Annotated in this window: 18 protein-coding genes; 10 read left to right on the top strand and 8 right to left on the bottom strand. The window is 55.6% G+C overall.

Going from position 1 to position 18,761, the window contains the following annotated elements:
• Positions 1-95: 95 nt before the first annotated feature.
• Positions 96-860 (bottom strand): pyruvate dehydrogenase complex transcriptional repressor PdhR, encoded by a 765-nt coding sequence (pdhR, locus tag AC2TE5_RS03795; RefSeq protein ID WP_008501960.1) that lies wholly within the window; start codon positions 858-860, stop codon positions 96-98.
• A gap of 537 nt (positions 861-1,397) precedes the next feature.
• Here pdhR and aroP point away from each other — a divergent pair.
• The 3 genes from aroP to AC2TE5_RS03780 all read left to right on the top strand — a co-directional run bounded on the left by aroP (position 1,398) and on the right by AC2TE5_RS03780 (position 5,291).
• On the top strand, positions 1,398-2,768 hold the full coding sequence (aroP, locus tag AC2TE5_RS03790; RefSeq protein WP_063143363.1) for an aromatic amino acid transporter AroP: 1,371 nt from the start codon (positions 1,398-1,400) through the stop codon (positions 2,766-2,768).
• A gap of 164 nt (positions 2,769-2,932) precedes the next feature.
• Positions 2,933-4,330: a glycoside-pentoside-hexuronide (GPH):cation symporter gene (locus tag AC2TE5_RS03785; protein ID WP_196367357.1), complete on the top strand. Its 1,398-nt coding sequence runs from the start codon at positions 2,933-2,935 to the stop codon at positions 4,328-4,330.
• Between the two features lie 10 nt (positions 4,331-4,340).
• Entirely contained in the window at positions 4,341-5,291 is a 951-nt protein-coding gene (locus AC2TE5_RS03780) for a glycoside hydrolase family 43 protein (RefSeq protein WP_484612680.1), read from the top strand.
• Positions 5,292-5,309: 18 nt separating this feature from the next.
• Here the strand turns inward: AC2TE5_RS03780 and ampE are convergent, their stop codons facing one another.
• Together ampE and ampD are read right to left on the bottom strand one after the other, a co-directional pair.
• The gene (gene ampE, locus AC2TE5_RS03775; protein ID WP_213329226.1) at positions 5,310-6,164 is read right to left on the bottom strand and encodes a beta-lactamase regulator AmpE; all 855 of its coding nucleotides are present in this window, start codon (positions 6,162-6,164) and stop codon (positions 5,310-5,312) included.
• Between the two features lie 9 nt (positions 6,165-6,173).
• Positions 6,174-6,725: a 1,6-anhydro-N-acetylmuramyl-L-alanine amidase AmpD gene (gene ampD, locus AC2TE5_RS03770; RefSeq protein ID WP_213329228.1), complete on the bottom strand. Its 552-nt coding sequence runs from the start codon at positions 6,723-6,725 to the stop codon at positions 6,174-6,176.
• 87 nt (positions 6,726-6,812) lie between these two features.
• On the opposite strand from ampD, the gene nadC reads away from it, so the two are divergent.
• From nadC to hofC, 4 genes are all read left to right on the top strand, one after another.
• Positions 6,813-7,706: a carboxylating nicotinate-nucleotide diphosphorylase gene (gene nadC, locus AC2TE5_RS03765; protein WP_032660661.1), complete on the top strand. Its 894-nt coding sequence runs from the start codon at positions 6,813-6,815 to the stop codon at positions 7,704-7,706.
• 174 nt (positions 7,707-7,880) lie between these two features.
• On the top strand, positions 7,881-8,318 hold the full coding sequence (gene ppdD, locus AC2TE5_RS03760) for a prepilin peptidase-dependent pilin (protein ID WP_484612679.1): 438 nt from the start codon (positions 7,881-7,883) through the stop codon (positions 8,316-8,318).
• A gap of 10 nt (positions 8,319-8,328) precedes the next feature.
• A complete protein-coding gene (gene gspE / locus AC2TE5_RS03755) occupies positions 8,329-9,711 on the top strand; it encodes a type II secretion system protein GspE (RefSeq protein WP_484612678.1) in 1,383 nt (460 codons plus the stop codon).
• Positions 9,701-10,885, top strand: a complete 1,185-nt coding sequence (gene hofC / locus AC2TE5_RS03750; protein WP_484612677.1) for a protein transport protein HofC — start codon at positions 9,701-9,703, stop codon at positions 10,883-10,885. The genes gspE and hofC overlap by 11 nt, the downstream gene beginning before the upstream one ends.
• A gap of 45 nt (positions 10,886-10,930) precedes the next feature.
• Here hofC and AC2TE5_RS03745 read toward each other — a convergent pair whose 3' ends face one another.
• Positions 10,931-11,974, bottom strand: coding sequence for a GMP reductase (locus AC2TE5_RS03745; protein ID WP_148243618.1), 1,044 nt, complete (start codon positions 11,972-11,974; stop codon positions 10,931-10,933).
• A 228-nt stretch (positions 11,975-12,202) separates the two neighbouring features.
• Between AC2TE5_RS03745 and coaE the strand changes: the two genes are divergently transcribed.
• The 3 genes from coaE to yacG are packed head-to-tail and all read left to right on the top strand — an operon-like array spanning position 12,203 to position 13,770.
• Entirely contained in the window at positions 12,203-12,823 is a 621-nt protein-coding gene (gene coaE, locus AC2TE5_RS03740; protein ID WP_484612676.1) for a dephospho-CoA kinase, read from the top strand.
• The gene (gene zapD / locus AC2TE5_RS03735; protein ID WP_023310405.1) at positions 12,823-13,566 is read left to right on the top strand and encodes a cell division protein ZapD; all 744 of its coding nucleotides are present in this window, start codon (positions 12,823-12,825) and stop codon (positions 13,564-13,566) included. The genes coaE and zapD overlap by 1 nt, the downstream gene beginning before the upstream one ends.
• A gap of 9 nt (positions 13,567-13,575) precedes the next feature.
• Positions 13,576-13,770 (top strand): DNA gyrase inhibitor YacG, encoded by a 195-nt coding sequence (yacG, locus tag AC2TE5_RS03730; protein ID WP_023310404.1) that lies wholly within the window; start codon positions 13,576-13,578, stop codon positions 13,768-13,770.
• A 34-nt stretch (positions 13,771-13,804) separates the two neighbouring features.
• On the opposite strand, the gene mutT is transcribed toward yacG, so the two are convergent.
• The 4 genes from mutT to lpxC form a co-directional block, all read right to left on the bottom strand.
• On the bottom strand, positions 13,805-14,197 hold the full coding sequence (mutT, locus tag AC2TE5_RS03725) for an 8-oxo-dGTP diphosphatase MutT (protein WP_023310403.1): 393 nt from the start codon (positions 14,195-14,197) through the stop codon (positions 13,805-13,807).
• A gap of 57 nt (positions 14,198-14,254) precedes the next feature.
• On the bottom strand, positions 14,255-16,960 hold the full coding sequence (gene secA / locus AC2TE5_RS03720) for a preprotein translocase subunit SecA (RefSeq protein ID WP_213329241.1): 2,706 nt from the start codon (positions 16,958-16,960) through the stop codon (positions 14,255-14,257).
• 58 nt (positions 16,961-17,018) lie between these two features.
• Positions 17,019-17,522 carry a secA translation cis-regulator SecM gene (gene secM / locus AC2TE5_RS03715; RefSeq protein ID WP_484612675.1) on the bottom strand — a complete coding sequence of 168 codons (504 nt, stop codon included), beginning with the start codon at positions 17,520-17,522 and terminating at the stop codon, positions 17,019-17,021.
• Positions 17,523-17,801: 279 nt separating this feature from the next.
• Positions 17,802-18,719 carry a UDP-3-O-acyl-N-acetylglucosamine deacetylase gene (lpxC, locus tag AC2TE5_RS03710; RefSeq protein ID WP_008501977.1) on the bottom strand — a complete coding sequence of 306 codons (918 nt, stop codon included), beginning with the start codon at positions 18,717-18,719 and terminating at the stop codon, positions 17,802-17,804.
• Positions 18,720-18,761: the final 42 nt, after the last annotated feature.

Raw genomic sequence — 18,761 nt, 5'->3', positions numbered from 1 at the left:
TGATTTGTCTGGAACCTGTCCCATTGTGCTCTTGGGTAAGAACACAATAAGACAGGTTCTGCGTTTAGTTGCCGCGCTCTAAAAGTACCTGGCGCTTAATCCTTTCGTTGCTGTATGCGGCGTAATGAACGTTCGCGACGCGATTGTTCACGGCTGCGGTCCAGCAAGATTTCCTCAATGAAAGCCAGATGGCGGTGCGACGCTTCGCGCGCCTGCTCCGGTTCCCCGGCCATTATCGCCTCGAATACTCGGGTGCGATGGTTGCTTACCAGTGGGAGCATGTCCCGACGGGCATACAACAATTCAAAATTCTGACGAACGTTCTGGGCCAGCATGGGCTCCATGCAGCGTAGCAGATGGAGGAGCACCACGTTGTGGGCCGCTTCGGTGACGGCAATTTGATACTGGACAACGGCACTGGACTCGGCGTCTAAGTCGCCGGACTGCTGTGCCCGTTCAATGGCCTGATGCAGCTCGCGGATACGCACGCGATCTTCATCAGTGCTGCGAAGGGCGGCGTAATAGGCCGCAATACCTTCAAGCGCGTGACGGGTCTCAAGCAGATCAAACTGGGATTCTGGGTGGTCAGAGAGAAGTTCTACCAGCGGGTCGCTGAAGCTCTGCCACAGGCTGTTTTGCACAAAGGTTCCGCCGCCCTGGCGACGAAGCAGCAAGCCCTTTGCTTCGAGACGTTGAATCGCCTCACGCAGAGAGGGACGTGAAACGTCGAACTGTTTTGCCAGCTCGCGTTCTGGCGGAAGTTTCTCACCCGGGCGCAGAGTCCCTTCGAGGATTAAAAACTCCAGCTGCTGCTCAATCACATCAGATAGTTTTGGTTGGCGAATTTTGCTGTAGGCCATATTCCCTGTCTTACGCCTTTTTGCCCGGAGTCAATTGGTCTTACCAATTTCTATTTCGTATCGCTAAAGTAACAAAGTATTCACCTTCTGTCCATATTGGTTTTGATTGAAATCAGTAAACCCTGCACATTTTAACAACCTTACAGAAATAACGTTTCAGAAATGTAACTTTGCACAAATGAGTTGATTACTCCTTAAGTGGGGGTTTTAACCATAATGAAACGAGGGTTTTTGCAATCTGAAGCGATTCAACAACGCAAATAATGAAAATTCGCCCACTTATGGAGCATTTCTATTCTATAGGTTGGGTTAGTACGAATAAGCGGGCCGATTTACAAATGCTTTCTTTTTATTCAAGTCGTCATCACCCTTTCATAAAGCAGGTGCATTCGCAGGCGCTTACCACTATTCTTGCGCTTACGGAAGTCATCTCCGCTTTTTTCGGTCTCGTTAACCGTAAAGAAATAAATACAGAATATGGATTTTCATAATTACACACGCACAGCGTGAACATAACAACCACACACGAGGTTTCAAATGGAAGCTCAACAGCACGGCGATCAGCTAAAGCGCGGGCTTAAAAACCGCCATATACAGCTCATCGCACTGGGCGGTGCGATTGGTACCGGCCTGTTTCTGGGCAGCGCATCCGTTATCCAGTCAGCCGGTCCCGGCATTATTTTGGGTTACGCGATTGCAGGTTTCATTGCTTTTCTGATCATGCGCCAGTTAGGGGAAATGGTCGTTGAAGAGCCGGTCGCAGGCTCCTTCAGCCACTTTGCCTATAAATACTGGGGCAGCTTTGCCGGTTTTGCATCGGGCTGGAACTACTGGGTGCTGTACGTTCTGGTTGCCATGGCTGAGCTTACCGCCGTCGGGAAATACATTCAGTTCTGGTATCCCGAGATCCCAACCTGGGCCTCCGCAGCGGCTTTCTTCGTCATTATTAACGCCATTAACCTGACCAACGTAAAAGTGTTCGGTGAAATGGAGTTCTGGTTTGCCATCATCAAGGTCATTGCCGTAGTGGCGATGATTATCTTTGGCGGCTGGCTGCTGTTCAGCGGAAACGGTGGCCCGCAGGCAACCGTGCGCAACCTTTGGGAACAGGGCGGATTCCTGCCTCACGGCATGACCGGTCTGGTGATGATGATGGCTATCATTATGTTCTCCTTCGGCGGCCTCGAGCTGGTGGGCATCACCGCCGCAGAAGCCGACAACCCGGAGCAGAGCATTCCAAAAGCCACTAACCAGGTTATCTACCGCATCCTGATCTTCTATGTGGGCTCGCTGGCCGTGCTGCTCTCCCTGCTGCCGTGGACCCGCGTGACCGCTGACACCAGCCCGTTTGTGCTGATCTTCCACGAGCTGGGCGATACCTTTGTAGCAAACGCACTCAACGTGGTTGTTCTGACCGCTGCGCTCTCCGTTTACAACAGCTGCGTATACTGCAACAGCCGCATGCTGTTCGGCCTGGCCCAGCAGGGTAACGCGCCAAAAGCGCTGCTCAACGTCGATAAGCGCGGCGTGCCGGTAAACACGATTCTTGTTTCGGCGGTCGTGACCGCGCTGTGCGTGCTCATTAACTATCTGGCACCGGAATCGGCGTTTGGCCTGCTGATGGCGCTGGTGGTCTCTGCTCTGGTCATCAACTGGGCGATGATCAGCCTGGCGCACATCAAGTTCCGCCGCGCCAAGCAGCAGCAGGGCGTTACCACCCGCTTCCCTGCCCTGCTTTACCCGCTGGGCAACTGGGTGTGCCTGGTGTTCATGGCGGCCGTGCTGGTGATCATGCTGATCACGCCGGGCATGGCGATTTCCGTCTACCTGATCCCGGTCTGGATTGCGATCCTTGGCGTGGGCTATCTCTTCAGTCAGAAAAGCCGTAATGCCATGAAGGCCCACTAAGCCCTTCTCCGCGGCACCTGCTTTTGCGGGTGCCGCGCGTTGTTACCTTCCTCACACTTTCGCGCCCACAGCGCATTTATCCATATCACCGCCCTGATACTGCAACGCATATATTCCTTCGCCAGCGAATAATTCTCTCCATACCGTAAACCGGAGAGCTGTCGATGGATAACAACACACTGTCAGTAAAAGAAAAGATCGGCTATGGGATGGGCGACGCGGGATGCAACATCATCTTCGGCGCCATCATGCTGTTTGTTAACTATTTTTATACGGATATTTTTGGCCTGGCGCCTGCGCTGGTCGGCGTACTGCTGCTGTCCGTCCGCGTAATTGACGCCGTAACGGACCCGATCATGGGGGCGATTGCCGACCGTACCCGCAGTAAATATGGCCGGTTTCGTCCATGGCTGCTGTGGATCGCCTTCCCCTACGCGCTGTTCAGCATCCTGATGTTCACCACGCCGGAGTGGAGCTATAACAGCAAAGTTATCTATGCGTTTGTCACCTACTTCCTGCTCTCTTTGACCTATACGGCCATCAACATTCCCTACTGCTCGCTGGGCGGGGTGATCACCAACGATCCAAAAGAACGCGTGGCCTGCCAGTCGTATCGCTTCGTGCTGGTCGGGATCGCCACGCTGCTGCTCTCATTAACGCTGCTGCCGATGGCCGACTGGTTTGGCGGGGATAACAAAGCCAAAGGCTATCAGATGGCGATGACCGTGCTGGCGCTGATTGGAACCTGCATGTTCCTGTTCTGCTTCGCCACCGTGCGCGAGCGCGTGCGCCCGGCGGTACAGACCAACGACGAGTTGAAAAACGATCTGAAAGACGTGTGGAAGAACGACCAATGGGTACGCATTCTGCTCCTGACCCTTTGCAACGTCTGCCCGGGCTTTATCCGCATGGCCGCCACCATGTATTACGTCACCTGGGTGATGGGCCAGAGCACCCACTTCGCCACGCTGTTTATCAGCCTGGGCGTAGTCGGCATGATGCTCGGCAGCGTGCTGGCAAAAGTGCTGACCGACCGCTGGTGTAAGCTGAAGGTCTTCTTCTGGACCAATATCGTGCTGGCGATTTTCTCAACCGCCTTTTATTTCTTCGACCCGAAAGCCACCGTCACCATCGTGGTGCTCTACTTCCTGCTGAACATCCTGCACCAGATCCCGTCTCCGCTGCACTGGTCGCTCATGGCCGACGTGGATGACTACGGCGAGTGGAAGACCGGTAAGCGCATTACCGGGATCAGCTTCTCCGGCAACATCTTCTTCCTGAAGCTGGGGCTGGCGATTGCCGGGGCGATGGTCGGCTTCCTGCTATCCTGGTACGGCTATGACGCGGGCGCAAAAGCGCAAAGCGCGGACGCCATTAACGGGATCGTGCTGCTGTTTACCGTTATTCCCGGCGTTGGATACTTAATTACCGCTGGCGTGGTACGCCTGCTGAAAGTGGACCGCGAAACCATGAAGCAGATCCAGCTCGATCTGGAAAAACGCCGCAGCAACTATCGCGAGCTGAACGACTATCAGGAACTGAAAGCCGCAGAGACAAAATAAGGAAAGCCGAATGCAAACCTGGCCAAACCCGTTTATCGAACAACGTGCCGACCCGTACATTTTACGCCATGAGGGGAAGTACTATTTCATCGCCTCCGTGCCGCAGTACGACAGGCTGGCGATCCGCCGCGCAGAGTCGCTGGAAGGCTTACGTAATGCTGAAGAAGTGGTGGTCTGGCGCAAACCCGAGACCGGCCCGATGAGCCAGCTGATCTGGGCGCCGGAACTGCATCACATTGACGGGAAGTGGTACATCTATTTTGCCGCGACGCACACCCAGGCGCTCGACGCGCTCGGGATGTTCCAGCACCGTATGTTCGCCATTGAATGTGCTGATGGCGATCCGCTCACCGGCGCGTGGGTGGAAAAAGGGCAGATCAAAACGCCTTTCGATACCTTCGCCCTGGACGCCACCACCTTTGTTCATCAGGGTAAACGCTGGTATCTGTGGGCGCAAAAAGCGCCGGATATCAGCGGAAACTCCAATCTTTATCTGTGCGAAATGGAGAATCCCTGGACGCTGAAAGGCGAGCCGGTGATGCTCAGCAAGCCGGAGTATGACTGGGAGTGTCGCGGTTTTTGGGTCAACGAAGGCCCGGCGGTGCTGATTCACGGCGATAAGCTGTTTATCAGCTATTCCGCCAGCGCCACCGACGAGAACTACTGCATGGGGCTACTGTGGATAGACCTGAATGCCGATCCGCAAAACCCGGCAAACTGGCACAAATCCCCGCGTCCGGTGTTCGTTACCAGCTATGAGAACCGCCAGTTCGGCCCGGGACACAACAGCTTTACGCAAACGCCCGAAGGGGAAGATGTGCTGGTTTATCACGCGCGTAACTACACCGAAATTGAGGGCGACCCGCTGTACGATCCGAACCGCCATACCCGCCTGAAGCTCGTCCGCTGGAATGAAAACGGGATGCCTGATTTCGGCATCCCGCCCGCGGATACGCTTTAGTCTTTGCGGCGCGCTGGCCTACACCAGCGTGCCGTAAATCGTCAGCAGCGCCACGATCACCACCACCACAAACGAGGTTTTCTTCGCCATGGAGACAGCGGCTTTCGGCGTTACAATCTTGTCCGTATGCGGCTCACGCGCCAGCGAGAACTGCGCCAGACGCGTTAGCACCTGGTACTGCGACGTATGGCGATCGGCAAGAGACGCGAACCAAGCGGGCAGCGCTTTTTCACCGTGACCAATTAACGCGTACACCACGCCCACCAGACGCACCGGAAGCCAGTCGAGCACGTGCAGGATGGCATCAATGCCGGACTGCAGGCGTTCATGCGGCGTCAGATAACGGGCAAGCCAGGTCTGCCAGGCGCGCAGAAACGCATACCCCATCAGCAGTACCGGCCCCCACGGGCCGCCCACCACGAACCAGAACAGCGGTGCCAGGTAGTAGCGGAAGTTAATCCACAGCAGCGCGTTTTGCAGCTCGCGCAGAAATTCGCGCTCGTCGCAGTCCGGCGGCACGCCGTGGATCATGGTCAGTTCGCTCGCCATGGCACCGCGCGCATGGGCATCGTCACGGGAGGCGGCTTTCAGGTATGCGTGATAGTGCAAACGCACCTTTCCCGCACCAATGCACAGCACCCCAAGCAGGATCCACACCACCAGCAGCGGCACGTTGAAAAAGAGTCCGTACAGCGAGCGCAGGAGCAGGAACGTTATGACCATCACCCCTGCCATCATCAGCAGCGTGCGCAGCATAGAAAAGTGCTTAATCCGGCGGAATAACACCTCCAGCCGGTGATCCAGATGCCAGTGCTCACCGAGCTTGAACAGGCGTTCAGCGATGATAACCAGCAGCATGGTAAACAACGTCATGGTATCTCCTTATTCTGACGACGCGGCGAGCATGGCGCGAAACCGGGGCCAGTCAAAGGCCGGACCGGGATCGGTTTTTCTCTCCGGGGCTATATCACTGTGTCCCGTGATATTTTCGGCGATAGCCGGGTAGAGTCCAATTAGCGTGTGGGTCACAGCCGCTAGCTGTTGATACTGTGAATCGGTGTAGGGCGTCGTATCCGTGCCTTCCAGTTCAATCCCGATAGAAAAATCGTTGCACCGTTCGCGCCCGTGATACATCGACACCCCGGCATGCCAGGCGCGCTTATCAAAGGGAACATACTGAACCACTTCACCATCGCGACGAATCAGGCAGTGAGCCGATACGCGCAGATGTGCAATCTCAGCAAAGAAGGGATGAGCATCGGGATCAATCGTTCCCGTGAATAACGCATCGATCCACGGGCCGCCAAATTCACCCGGCGGGAGACTAATATTATGAACCACCAGCAATGTGGGTTTTTCATCCTCCGGGCGGCAATCGTGGTGCGGCGAGGGCACGTGCCGCGCATCCACCAGCCATCCGTTTTCTAACAACATGCTGGAACTCCTTCTGTATGGTGCAATGACTCGGTTCAGAGTAGCATGTTTCAATATTATGATTCGTTACCAATTTGGAGTTTTATCATGCCGCCTCGCCGCTACAACCCCGACCACCGACGTGAAGCGCTTCTGGAACGTATTAATATGGATATTCCGGCAAGCGTCTCCCATGCTTTGAAAGAAGATCTGGGCGGTGACGTTAACGCTGATAAGGATATTACCGCACAATTATTGCCAAAAGAGACACGCTCCCACGCGGTCATTATCACCCGTGAAGACGGCGTCTTTTGCGGCAAGCGTTGGGTTGAAGAGGTCTTTACCCAGCTGGCGGGCGATGATGTGCAGGTGACCTGGCATGTTGAAGACGGCGATGCAGTCACGGCCAACCAGCCGCTGTTCGAACTGGACGGTCCTTCCCGCGTCTTGCTGACCGGCGAACGTACCGCGCTCAATTTTGTACAAACGCTCTCAGGCGTGGCCAGTGAAGTGCGTCGCTACGTTGACCTGCTGGCCGGTACCCGAACCCAGCTGCTGGATACCCGCAAAACGCTGCCGGGCCTGCGCACCGCGCTGAAGTATGCCGTGCTCTGCGGCGGCGGCGCAAACCATCGTCTGGGCTTATCCGACGCCTTTCTGATTAAAGAGAACCACATTATTGCCTCTGGCTCCGTGCGTCAGGCGGTTGAGAAAGCCTTCTGGCTGCACCCGGACGTGCCTGTTGAGGTGGAAGTCGAAAGCCTGGAAGAGCTGGAGCAGGCGATTAAGGCCGGGGCCGATATCATCATGCTCGATAACTTCGAAACAGAGCAGATGCGCGAGGCGGTAAAACTGACAAACGGCCGGGCCCAGCTTGAAGTGTCCGGGAACGTCACTTTCGAAACGATCCGTGAATTCGCCGAAACCGGCGTGGATTACATCTCCGTCGGCGCGCTGACCAAACACGTTCGCGCTCTCGACCTCTCAATGCGCTTCAAATAACGCCTTCTCCCCTCTCCGGGTGGAGAGGGGAATTTCAGCCCCGCTCGCAGATCCGCTGTTCTTCCCTGCAACACTGAATAAATTCTCTGAAGACCCCTTCCCGTTCCCTTTCTTGCCTCTCGTTTCTGCTCTTTCCCGCTGACAAAGTAGCGCCACTTTGCATAAGGAGCAGATATGGACAGACAACAAGGCTTCACACTCATTGAGCTGATGGTGGTCATTGGCATCATTGCGATTCTGAGCGCCATCGGCGTTCCCGCCTATCAGAACTACCTGCGCAAGGCGGCGCTGACCGATATGCTGCAAACCTTCGTTCCCTACCGTACGGCCATCGAGCTTTGCGCGCTGGATCACGGTGGCGTGGAGAGCTGCGATGCCGGCAGTAACGGTATCCCTTCCCCCACCACGACACGCTACGTTTCAGGAATGAGCGTGGCGAAAGGGATCGTGACCTTAACAGGACAGGAGAGTCTTAACGGGCTGACGGTAACCATGACGCCACGGTGGAGCGACGGCAACGGTATGACGGGCTGGACGCGCGACTGCAGCATCGGTGCTGACAGCCCCCTGAAACAGGCCTGCGAAGACGTTTTCCGCTTCGACAACAACTGAGGAGCGGATAATGAATACCGAACAACTCGTGGCGCTTTGCCTGCGCCATCACGCTCTGCTGCTCACCAGCGACAGTGACATGGTCAGCATCGCCGTCGTGGGCAGCCCCGCGGCTGAACTGATGGAGGCGCTGCGCTTCGCGACCCAGAAACGGATTGATATTGAGTGCTGGAGCGCCGAGCGCATGGAAAAACACCGGCAGCTAACGTCACAATCGCCTCTGCCCGTTGTTTCACAAACGCACTCAACGGTGGATATTCTCAACCACACGCTGCAGCAGGCAATCAACCAGCGCGCCTCCGACATTCATATCGAACCGATGGAGCACGCGTGCCAGATCCGTTTACGCATCGACGGGGTTCTTTGCCCCCAGCCTCCGCTTTCCGCCTCGCTGGCAAGCCTGTTCAGCGCACGTTTAAAAGTGCTGGGTAACCTGGATATTGCAGAACGTCGTTTGCCTCAGGACGGCCAGTTTACGATTGAGCTGGCAAACGCGCCGGTCTCATTTCGAATCGCGACGCTTCCCTGCAGCGGTGGCGAGAAAATTGTGCTGCGTCTCCTGCATCAGGTTCAGCAGGCCCTCGAGCCAAGCGCGCTTGGCATGAGTGCTGAACAGCTGGCCTGTTTTAATGAGGTCCTCCACCAGCCGCAGGGGCTGATTCTGGTCACCGGCCCTACCGGCAGCGGCAAAACCGTGACGCTGTATAGCGCGCTGCAGGCGCGTAACACCCCTGACGTCAACATCTGTAGCGTGGAGGATCCCATTGAGATCCCCCTTGCGGGATTAAACCAGACGCAGATTAATCCCCGGGCGGGTTTAACATTCCAGAGCGTACTGCGGGCGCTGCTGCGTCAGGATCCAGACATCATTATGGTCGGCGAAATCCGTGACGGCGAAACGGCAGACATTGCTATTAATGCCGCCCAGACCGGGCATCTGGTGCTGTCGACGCTGCACACCAACTCGACGACGGAAACGCTCATTCGCCTGGAGCAGATGGGCGTCGCCCGCTGGATGATATCTTCCGCGCTGTCGATGGTGATTGCCCAGCGGCTGGTCCGGCGTTTATGCCCACACTGTCGTCGGGAAGCCAGCGAGCATGCTGAACTACCGCGCGCCATATGGTCCAGACCGCTTCCACGCTGGCAGCCCACCGGCTGCGATCGTTGCTATCACGGTTTTTATGGCCGCGTGGCCATTTTTGAGGTACTCGCGATCGACAATGCCCTGCGGCAGGCCATTGCCAGCGGGGCGGGAACAGAAGTAATAGAGGCAAGCGCCCGGCAGGCGGGAATGATTTCTCTTTTTGAGCACGGCTGCATGGCCGTCGAACAAGGCCTGACCACGCTCGAAGAGCTGGTGCGCGTCCTGGGCATGCCCGATGGCTGCTAATCAGCTCTGGCGCTGGCGAGCGCTCACCCAGGAAGGAGAACCCCGAAGCGGGACGCTCTGGGCCATAGACCGCAATGCCGCCTTCACCAGGCTGATGCGCAGCAACCTCCATCCTCTGACGCTGACCCGATGCGCTCAGCGACACCGCTGGCGGCCGCATCACTGCTACGAGATGTTTCGCCAGCTCGCAACGCTTCTGCAGGCCGGGCTGACATTGTCCCACAGCCTGCAGATGCTGGCAGAGCAACATCCGTTAAAACCCTGGCAGGCGCTGCTGCAAAGCATTGCCGATGAGCTCAGTGAGGGAGCTCCCTTTTCTGAGTCGCTAAAAAAGTGGCCAGCCGTTTTTAGCCCACTGCATGTCTCGATGGTGAAAACCGGTGAGCTCACAGGAAAGCTGGAGGAGTGCTGTCGCCAGCTTGCGCAGCAGCAAAAAGCGCAGCAGCAGCTCAGTGCGAAAGTGAGAAAGGCGCTGCGCTACCCGGCGATCGTCCTGACGCTGGCCGTACTGGTGGTGCTGGCGATGGTCACCCTGGTCTTGCCCGAGTTTGCCGCGATCTACAAAACGTTTAACACTCCGCTTCCGCTGCTGACGCAAATGGTCATGGGGATGGCCGCATTTATGCGGTCATATGCCCTTGCGTTGTTCGCCGCGTTATTAGCGCCCTTTGCCACCGCCTGGGCTCTGCGGCAGAACCCTCGCTGGCAGGGCATGCTGATGCACGCGCCCGTGTTGGGCGCACTGGCAAAAGGTCAAAAACTGGGGCACATCTTTACCGTGCTGTCACTCACGCAGCGGGCCGGTATCCCCTTTTTACAGGGCCTTGAAAGTGCGGAGGAGACCGTTGAAAGTCGCTACTGGCGAGAAATACTCCGCAGCGTTCGGGAGGAGATTGAAAAAGGCCTCCCCGTCTGGTCATCCTTTCAGAAAGCGGCCATCTTCACCCCGCTGTGTATTCAGCTTTTACGCACCGGCGAAATGTCAGGCGCGCTGGACGTCATGCTGGCAAACCTCGCCCGACACCACACGGAACAGACCTTTCAACGGGCAGATAATCTGGCGGCACTTCTTGAGCCGATGCTTCTGATTGTGACAGGGATCATCATCGGCACGCTGGTAGTGGCAATGTACCTGCCGATTTTCCATCTGGGAGATGCGATGAGCGCGGGCTAGTGCAGAGAACAGTGCTGGCGCACGGGCATGCGCCAGCCGAAGCCATTACAGGCTATTGAATACGCGGTTTTCCTGTTCCTGAACGCGAATAAACGTTGTACGTTTCGTCAGCTCTTTCAGGCGGGATGCCCCAACGTAGGTGCAGGCCGAGCGCAGGCCGCCGAGGATATCGCGCGCGGTGTATTCAACCGGGCCGCGCAGAGGCAGCTTCACGGTTTTGCCTTCTGCCGCACGGTATTTTGCCACGCCACCGACGTGACGGGTCATCGCGGATTCAGAGCTCATGCCGTAGAACAGCATAAATTTCTCGCCGTTCTCTTCAACAACGGTACCACCGCTCTCTTCGTGGCCTGCCAGCATACCGCCCAGCATCACGAAGTCCGCGCCGCCGCCGAAGGCTTTCGCAACATCGCCCGGCGTGGTACAGCCGCCATCGCTGATGATCTGGCCGCCCAGACCGTGCGCCGCGTCGGCACATTCAATGACTGCGGAGAGCTGAGGATAACCGACGCCGGTTTTGACGCGTGTCGTGCACACGGAGCCTGGGCCAATACCTACTTTCACGATATCTGCGCCGGAAAGGATCAGCTCTTCACACATTTCACCAGTCACCACGTTGCCCGCGATGATGGTTTTCGTCGGCCAGGCCTCGCGCGCCTTGCTGACGAACTGCACAAAGTGCTCGGAGTAACCGTTCGCCACGTCAATACAGACGAAGTTGAGCGCCGGGTTAGCGTTCAGGATCTGTTTGGTCTTCTCGAAATCCGCATCGGAGGTACCGGTGGAGACCATCACATGCTTCACCACGTCAGCAGACGCGGACGCAACAAACGCATTCCACTCTTCAGGGCTGTAATGTTTGTGCACGGCGGTGAGAATGTCGAACTGTGCCAGGGCGGTTGCCATCTCAAAGGTTCCCACAGTATCCATGTTGGCAGCGATGATCGGCACGCCAGACCAGGTCTGACCGGAATGCTTAAAGGTGAATTGACGTTCGAGTTCAACGTCTGAGCGACTTTTCAGTGTAGAGCGTTTAGGGCGGATAAGAACGTCTTTGAAACCTAACTTCAGATCTTCTTCGATACGCATGTGCGGATTCCTGGGGTTAGAGGCAAATATGTTAAAAGCACAACTCCAGTGACGTTATCATACGCACTAATACCTGCTCCGCAAGACTGCGAAATTCTCTTTTTTTACGCTACAATCCTATAAATTTACCTGGTAAAAAGCCGGTAAACGGGGCTAAACAGTTGCTGGCGCGCCTAAGAGTTTTAATCAACTGATTTTAATAATGAATAATTCCCAGGATTTGATTTAATGGGGTATATCGTCGCATTAACCGGCGGCATCGGTAGTGGCAAAAGTACCGTTGCGGACGCGTTCTCTCGTTTGGGTATCACGATTATTGATGCCGATATCATTGCCCGCCTGGTGGTAGAGCCCAATACACCCGCGCTAAAGGCCATCGCAGAACATTTTGGTCAGGCCATCATCAATGCCGATGGCACACTGAATCGCCGTCAGCTTCGCGAATGCATTTTTTCCGATTCTGCGGAAAAAGTCTGGCTTAATGCCCTGCTCCACCCCATCATCCACCAGGAAACTCAGCGTCAGATAGCCGCAGCCCGCTCGCCCTATGTCTTGTGGGTGGTTCCGCTACTGGTTGAAAATCAGCTGCATATGAAAGCCGATCGGGTGCTGGTGATTGATGTCTCTCCCGAAACGCAAATCCGGCGAACCATGACGCGCGATCGCGTCTCGCGGGAGCATGCTGAACAAATTCTTGCCGCTCAGGCTACGCGCGCTCAGCGCCTTGCCGTGGCGGATGATGTCATTGATAATAACGGCGCACCAGATGCCATTGCATCGGATGTTGCCCGTCTGCACGCGCAGTATCTGACGTTCGCCGCGCAGGCCGTTGCACAGGAAAAACCATAATGTCGACACACATCCTTTTTGAGCATCCGCTCAACGAAAAAATGCGCACCTGGCTGCGCATCGAATTTCTTATTCAACAGCTTTCACAACATCTGCCTGTTAACGATCATGCCACGGCGCTGCACTTCTTCCGCAACGTAGGCGATCTGCTGGATGTGATTGAACGCGGCGATGTCCGCACAGAATTACTCAAAGAGCTGGAGCGCCAGCAGCGTAAATTGCAGGCATGGACAGAGGTCCCCGGCGTAGATCAGAGCCGTATCGACGCGCTCCGCCAGCAGTTGAAAAGCAGTAGCGCCGTCCTGATGGCCGCGCCGCGCGTCGGGCAGTTTTTGCGCGAAGACCGCCTGATTGGCCTGGTGCGCCAGCGCCTGAGCATCCCTGGCGGCTGCTGTAGCTTCGACCTGCCGACGCTGCACATGTGGCTACATATGCCACAGGCGCAGCGTGACGCGCAGGTGAACAGCTGGCTGGCAAGCCTGGAGCCAATGCACCAGACGCTGTCGCTGATCCTCGATCTGATCCGTAACTCTGCGCCGTTCCGCAAGCAAACCAGCCTGAATGGTTTCTTCCAGGATAACGGTGATGATGCCGATCTTCTGCGTCTCAATCTGTCTCTTGGCGAACAGCTTTACCCGCAGATTTCCGGGCATAAGAGCCGCTTTGCGATTCGCTTTATGCCGCTGGACAGTGAAAATGGCACCGTGCCGGAACGTCTCGATTTTGAACTGGCCTGTTGTTAAGGAGTGCCGATGTCTGATGTCACCACCGTAAGCTGCCCAACCTGTGGCAAAACCGTTGTCTGGGGCGAAGTGAGTCCGTTCCGCCCATTCTGCTGCAAACGCTGTCAGCTTATTGACCTGGGCGAATGGGCGGCGGAAGAGAAACGCATTCCAAGCGAAGGCGATCTCTCGGACAGCGATGACTGGAGTGAAACCCAGCAGTAATCTGTAAAGCCTGCTGGCGCTTCGCTCAGCAGGCCTACGGTTGTGCGACTAACCGCAGGATCACGGGCTCATTGGCTGGCGGGAATTTTTCGGCATCACTTGCCTGAAGCTCTACCCAGTTACCCGGCTGTCCCTCTTTTCCCCAGGGTTCACCTTCCCAGTTTTCCACCAGCCAGAACCACAGCGTGATGTGCCTGTCCGGAAACTGGTACTCAAGCTTATCAAACAGCGTTGCGCCAAGCGGGGTGATCCCCACCTCTTCCTGAAGCTCCCGAACCAGCGCCTCTTCCGGCGTTTCACCTGACTCGATTTTACCGCCCGGAAACTCCCACTTGTTCGCCATATGGGCGTCGGCAGCGCGCTGGGTGATAAAGATTTGGTTTTGCGGGTTGCGAATAATCCCGACGGCAATTTGCAGTATTTTCATATTGTCACTTCCATAAAAAAGGCGCAGATATCTGCGCCTTTTTGTTTTTTTATGAACTTAGCTCAGACGGCCGTGGCACGCCTTGTACTTTTTACCGGAACCACACGGGCACGGATCGTTACGACCCACTTTACGATCGCCGGTCTGTGCGGCGATCGCCGCTGCGGCTTCGCTGTCGTCGGTCTGATGACTCAGCTGCTGCATTTGTGCCAGGCGCTCGGCTTCTTCACGACGCTGCTGCTCCATCGCTTCCACTTCTTCCGGCATACGCACCTGAACCTTGCTCAGGGTGCTGATCACTTCGTACTTCAGTGACTCCAGCATAGACGCAAACATGGAGAAGGATTCACGCTTGTATTCCTGCTTCGGATCTTTCTGCGCATAGCCACGCAGGTGGATACCCTGACGCAGGTAGTCCATCGCCGCCAGGTGCTCTTTCCACAGGGAGTCCAGCGTCTGCAGCATCACGCCTTTTTCGAAGTGACGCATCATCTCTGCGCCTACGACTTCTTCCTTACGCTTGTAAACGTCCAGCGCGGTTTCGAAGATACGTTCACGCAGGGTCTCTTCGTGCAGCTCAGGCTCTTTGTCCAGCCACTCTTTGATTGGCAGATCGAGGTCAAAGTCATTTTTCAGACGTTCCTGCAGGCCTTCGATATCCCACATCTCTTCCAGAGACTGCGGTGGAATATGCGCGTCGATGGTGGCTTTAAACACATCTTCACGAATGCTGTTGATGGTTTCGCTCACGTCGGACACGTCCAGCAGTTCGTTACGCTGGGTGTAGATCGCACGACGCTGATCGTTAGCCACATCATCATATTCCAGCAGCTGCTTACGAATATCAAAGTTGCGGCTTTCCACTTTACGCTGCGCGTTAGCAATCGCTTTAGTGACCCACGGGTGCTCAATCGCTTCGCCAGGCTTCATACCCAGCTTACGCATCATGCCGGACACGCGGTCGGAGGCGAAAATACGCATCAGCGCATCTTCCATAGACAGGTAGAAGCGGGATGAACCGGCATCACCCTGACGACCCGCACGGCCACGCAGCTGGTTATCGATACGACGGGATTCATGACGCTCTGTACCGATAATGTGCAGACCGCCGGAAGCCAGAACGGCGTCATGACGAACCTGCCAGTCGGCTTTGATCTGAGCAATCTGTTCTGGCGTTGGGTTTTCCAGCTCCGCCACTTCAGCCTGCCAGCTACCGCCCAGCATAATATCGGTACCACGACCCGCCATGTTGGTGGCGATGGTCACGGCAGCCGGATAACCCGCCTGCGCAACAATGTCCGCTTCTTTGGCGTGGAATTTGGCGTTAAGAACGTTGTGCTTGATACCCGCTTTGGTCAGCTCATGAGAAACCACTTCGGATTTCTCGATGGAGATGGTCCCCACCAGAACCGGCTGGCCATTGGCAGTACGATCGCGAATATCTTCGATGATCGCCTGAATTTTTTCCGCTTCGGTCATGTACACCAGGTCCGGCATATCCTTACGGATCATCGGACGGTTGGTTGGAACAACCACGGTATCCAGCTTGTAGATAGAGCTGAATTCAAACGCTTCGGTATCAGCAGTACCGGTCATCCCCGCCAGCTTCTCGTACAGACGGAAGTAGTTCTGGAAGGTGATAGACGCCAGCGTCTGGTTTTCATTCTGAATATCCACACCTTCTTTGGCTTCCACAGCCTGGTGCAGACCGTCAGACCAGCGACGTCCCTGCATGGTACGGCCGGTATGTTCATCGACGATGATCACTTCACCGTCTTTTACGATGTAATCGACGTCGCGGGTGAACAGCGCGTGGGCGCGCAGCGCAGCGGTCACGTGGTGCATCAGCATGATGTTGCTTGGGGAGTACAGGGACTCGCCCTCTTCCATGATGCCTTCAGCGACCAGCAGCTCTTCAATTTTCACCAGACCGCGTTCGGTCAGGTTCACCTGGCGCGCTTTTTCATCAACGGAGAAGTGGCCTTCACCCTGGAAGGTATCCGAGTCCTCTTTCTCCTGACGCAGCAGGTGTGGAATGATTTTGTCGACTTTACGGTACATCTCGGAGCTGTCTTCAGCCGGGCCGGAGATGATCAGCGGGGTACGCGCTTCATCGATCAGGATGGAGTCCACCTCATCCACCAGCGCATAGTGCAGTTTACGCTGTACGCGCTCTTCCGGGCTGAACGCCATGTTGTCACGCAGGTAGTCGAAGCCGTATTCGTTGTTGGTGCCGTAGGTGATGTCCGCGTTATACGCTTCGCGCTTGGCTGGCGCAGGCAGGCCGGACATGTTGATGCCGACGGTCATACCGAGGAATTCGAACAGTGGACGGTTGTTTTCGGCGTCACGCTGCGCCAGATAGTCGTTGACGGTAACGACGTGAACGCCTTTACCGGTCAGCGCGTTCAGGTAAGCCGGCAGCGTTGCGGTCAGGGTTTTACCTTCACCGGTACGCATTTCCGCGATGCAGCGCTCGTTAAGCACCATACCACCCAGCAGCTGAACGTCGAAGTGACGCATGCCGAATACGCGCTTACTTGCTTCACGCACGACAGCAAACGCTTCCGGGATCAGGCTTTCTAAGGTTTCGCCTTTTTCCAGACGCGCGCGGAATTCCGCCGTTTTCGCTTTCAGCTCGTCATCAGAGAGCTTCTCCATCGCCGGTTCCATACCGTTGATGACGGTAACAGCTTTACGCATACGGCGCAGGGTACGATCGTTACGACTACCAAAAACTTTAGTTAACAATTTGATTAGCATAATAAATTCTCAAACGCCCCAGTGTGGGCAGATAAATTAAGGTATTGAAAAAGTTAATTTAGCTGAGGCGTTGCGGCCCGGCGCGAATGCCGTGGGCCTGGCTAATCCAGGTTGAAACAGAGAATGAAACCGGTGAAACCAACGCACGTTGCGTCGTCTGGCGAACCATGACCGGCGGCTGGCTGTCCTGCGTGAGCAGCGCGTTGAGCGTGTCCAGCAGGGCAAGATGCTGAGCCTGCACCGGCAGCGTCTCTTCCGCAACAGGCATGGCCTGCGGCGCCATCGCGAAGGACAGATGGCGGATAACCGTGCGGATAGCGTGCTGGTGCCAGTAATCAACGGAGAAGTTTGGGCGGCGGTTGGCTTCAAGCCACGCGAGGTTAGTAAAGTTAACCCGCGTGTTGAGATCGTGTTTGGTGGTAGACGTTTTTGCGGGCGTCGCCGCTTCGGCAGTGTTGCAGAGCGCAGGCAAGCCGAAACTCGCCGCGACCATCCCTAATAAGAGATGCGGCCAGAAGTAACGTCTGCCAAATTGTCGCCAGCGCGTCAGTATTCCGCTCACCTGCTCCACCCAATAAGCCAGCCTTGCAGAGGCTGAGTTCAGTTATTCTTTTTAGCGCCCAGATAGTATCACTAAAGCCAATATACATCAGCAGGAATGAGGTGCCGCCGCGGGGAAAAACGGTCAAGAATGCAGCTAACGCACACATTTTCTGCGTAAGACAAACGAGAGATAACGCTGGGGCAAACGAAGAAGGGTAAAAATAAAAACGACTGGTCTTCCTGGTCGGAGAGAGTACCAGGTTAACCAGTCGATTTTTTTACGAAACGGTTTGAACCGTTACGCCAGAACCATGCTTGGTGCTTTGAAAGCCAGCGGCAGTTCAGCTTCGTCTTCGAAGGTCACATATTCCCAGGCTTCCTGTTTTGCCAGGACGGCCTGCAACAGTTTGTTGTTCAGCGCATGACCGGATTTGAACGCGGTAAATGCACCAATGATGTTGTGACCACACATGAACAGGTCGCCGATAGCATCCAGCATTTTGTGACGAACGAATTCATCTTCGAAACGCAGGCCGTCTTCATTCAGTACGCGATAATCGTCAACAACGATGGCACAATCGAAGCTGCCGCCCAGGCACAGGCCACGGGACTGCAGATATTCGATATCACGCATGAAGCCAAATGTACGGGCTCGGCTGATCTGGCGCATAAACGCATCGGCAGAGAAGTTCATCGCATAGCGTTGGGTGCTGGAGTCAATCGCCGGATGGTTAAAGTCGATGGTAAAGTCCAACGAGAAACCATTATACGGTTTGAATTCAGCCCACTTGTCGCCATCTTCGACGCGAACGGTCTCTTTGATGCGTACAAATTTCTTCGCGCAGTTCAGTTCTTCGATGCCGGCATCCAGCAACAGATAGACGAACGGTGCAGCACTGCCATCCATAATCGGGATTTCTGGCGCATCGACTTCAACAATAATGTTGTCGATACCCAGACCCGCCAGGGCGGCGTTCAGGTGCTCTACGGTAGAAATCCGCACGTCATGCTCGTTCACCAGACAAGTACAGAGCATAGTATCACGCACAGATTTGGCATCGGCCGGAAAATCTACCGGTGGATTCAAGTCGGTGCGACGATAGATGACCCCGGTATTGGCCGGCGCAGGGCGTAACGTCAGCGTGACTTTCTTGCCGGTATGTAAACCGACACCAGTCGCCTGAACGATACGTTTAAGTGTCCTTTGTTTGATCATCGTATAATCTCGCCAAATTAACTATCCAACCGAGAGTGTATA

The sequence above is a fragment of the Enterobacter sp. N5-15 genome, from assembly GCF_057221635.1.
The sequence above is the reverse complement of the archived record's forward strand: the minus strand, read 5'-3'. Positions and strand labels throughout refer to the sequence as shown.

What these genes read in the sequence shown, in the direction of transcription:
- pdhR (WP_008501960.1), bottom strand. Translation starts at nt 860, where the DNA reads ATGGCCTACAGCAAAATTCGCCAACCAAAACTATCTGATGTGATTGAG.
- aroP (WP_063143363.1), top strand. Translation starts at nt 1,398, where the DNA reads ATGGAAGCTCAACAGCACGGCGATCAGCTAAAGCGCGGGCTTAAAAAC.
- AC2TE5_RS03785 (WP_196367357.1), top strand. Translation starts at nt 2,933, where the DNA reads ATGGATAACAACACACTGTCAGTAAAAGAAAAGATCGGCTATGGGATG.
- AC2TE5_RS03780 (WP_484612680.1), top strand. Translation starts at nt 4,341, where the DNA reads ATGCAAACCTGGCCAAACCCGTTTATCGAACAACGTGCCGACCCGTAC.
- ampE (WP_213329226.1), bottom strand. Translation starts at nt 6,164, where the DNA reads ATGACGTTGTTTACCATGCTGCTGGTTATCATCGCTGAACGCCTGTTC.
- ampD (WP_213329228.1), bottom strand. Translation starts at nt 6,725, where the DNA reads ATGTTGTTAGAAAACGGATGGCTGGTGGATGCGCGGCACGTGCCCTCG.
- nadC (WP_032660661.1), top strand. Translation starts at nt 6,813, where the DNA reads ATGCCGCCTCGCCGCTACAACCCCGACCACCGACGTGAAGCGCTTCTG.
- ppdD (WP_484612679.1), top strand. Translation starts at nt 7,881, where the DNA reads ATGGACAGACAACAAGGCTTCACACTCATTGAGCTGATGGTGGTCATT.
- gspE (WP_484612678.1), top strand. Translation starts at nt 8,329, where the DNA reads ATGAATACCGAACAACTCGTGGCGCTTTGCCTGCGCCATCACGCTCTG.
- hofC (WP_484612677.1), top strand. Translation starts at nt 9,701, where the DNA reads ATGGCTGCTAATCAGCTCTGGCGCTGGCGAGCGCTCACCCAGGAAGGA.
- AC2TE5_RS03745 (WP_148243618.1), bottom strand. Translation starts at nt 11,974, where the DNA reads ATGCGTATCGAAGAAGATCTGAAGTTAGGTTTCAAAGACGTTCTTATC.
- coaE (WP_484612676.1), top strand. Translation starts at nt 12,203, where the DNA reads ATGGGGTATATCGTCGCATTAACCGGCGGCATCGGTAGTGGCAAAAGT.
- zapD (WP_023310405.1), top strand. Translation starts at nt 12,823, where the DNA reads ATGTCGACACACATCCTTTTTGAGCATCCGCTCAACGAAAAAATGCGC.
- yacG (WP_023310404.1), top strand. Translation starts at nt 13,576, where the DNA reads ATGTCTGATGTCACCACCGTAAGCTGCCCAACCTGTGGCAAAACCGTT.
- mutT (WP_023310403.1), bottom strand. Translation starts at nt 14,197, where the DNA reads ATGAAAATACTGCAAATTGCCGTCGGGATTATTCGCAACCCGCAAAAC.
- secA (WP_213329241.1), bottom strand. Translation starts at nt 16,960, where the DNA reads ATGCTAATCAAATTGTTAACTAAAGTTTTTGGTAGTCGTAACGATCGT.
- lpxC (WP_008501977.1), bottom strand. Translation starts at nt 18,719, where the DNA reads ATGATCAAACAAAGGACACTTAAACGTATCGTTCAGGCGACTGGTGTC.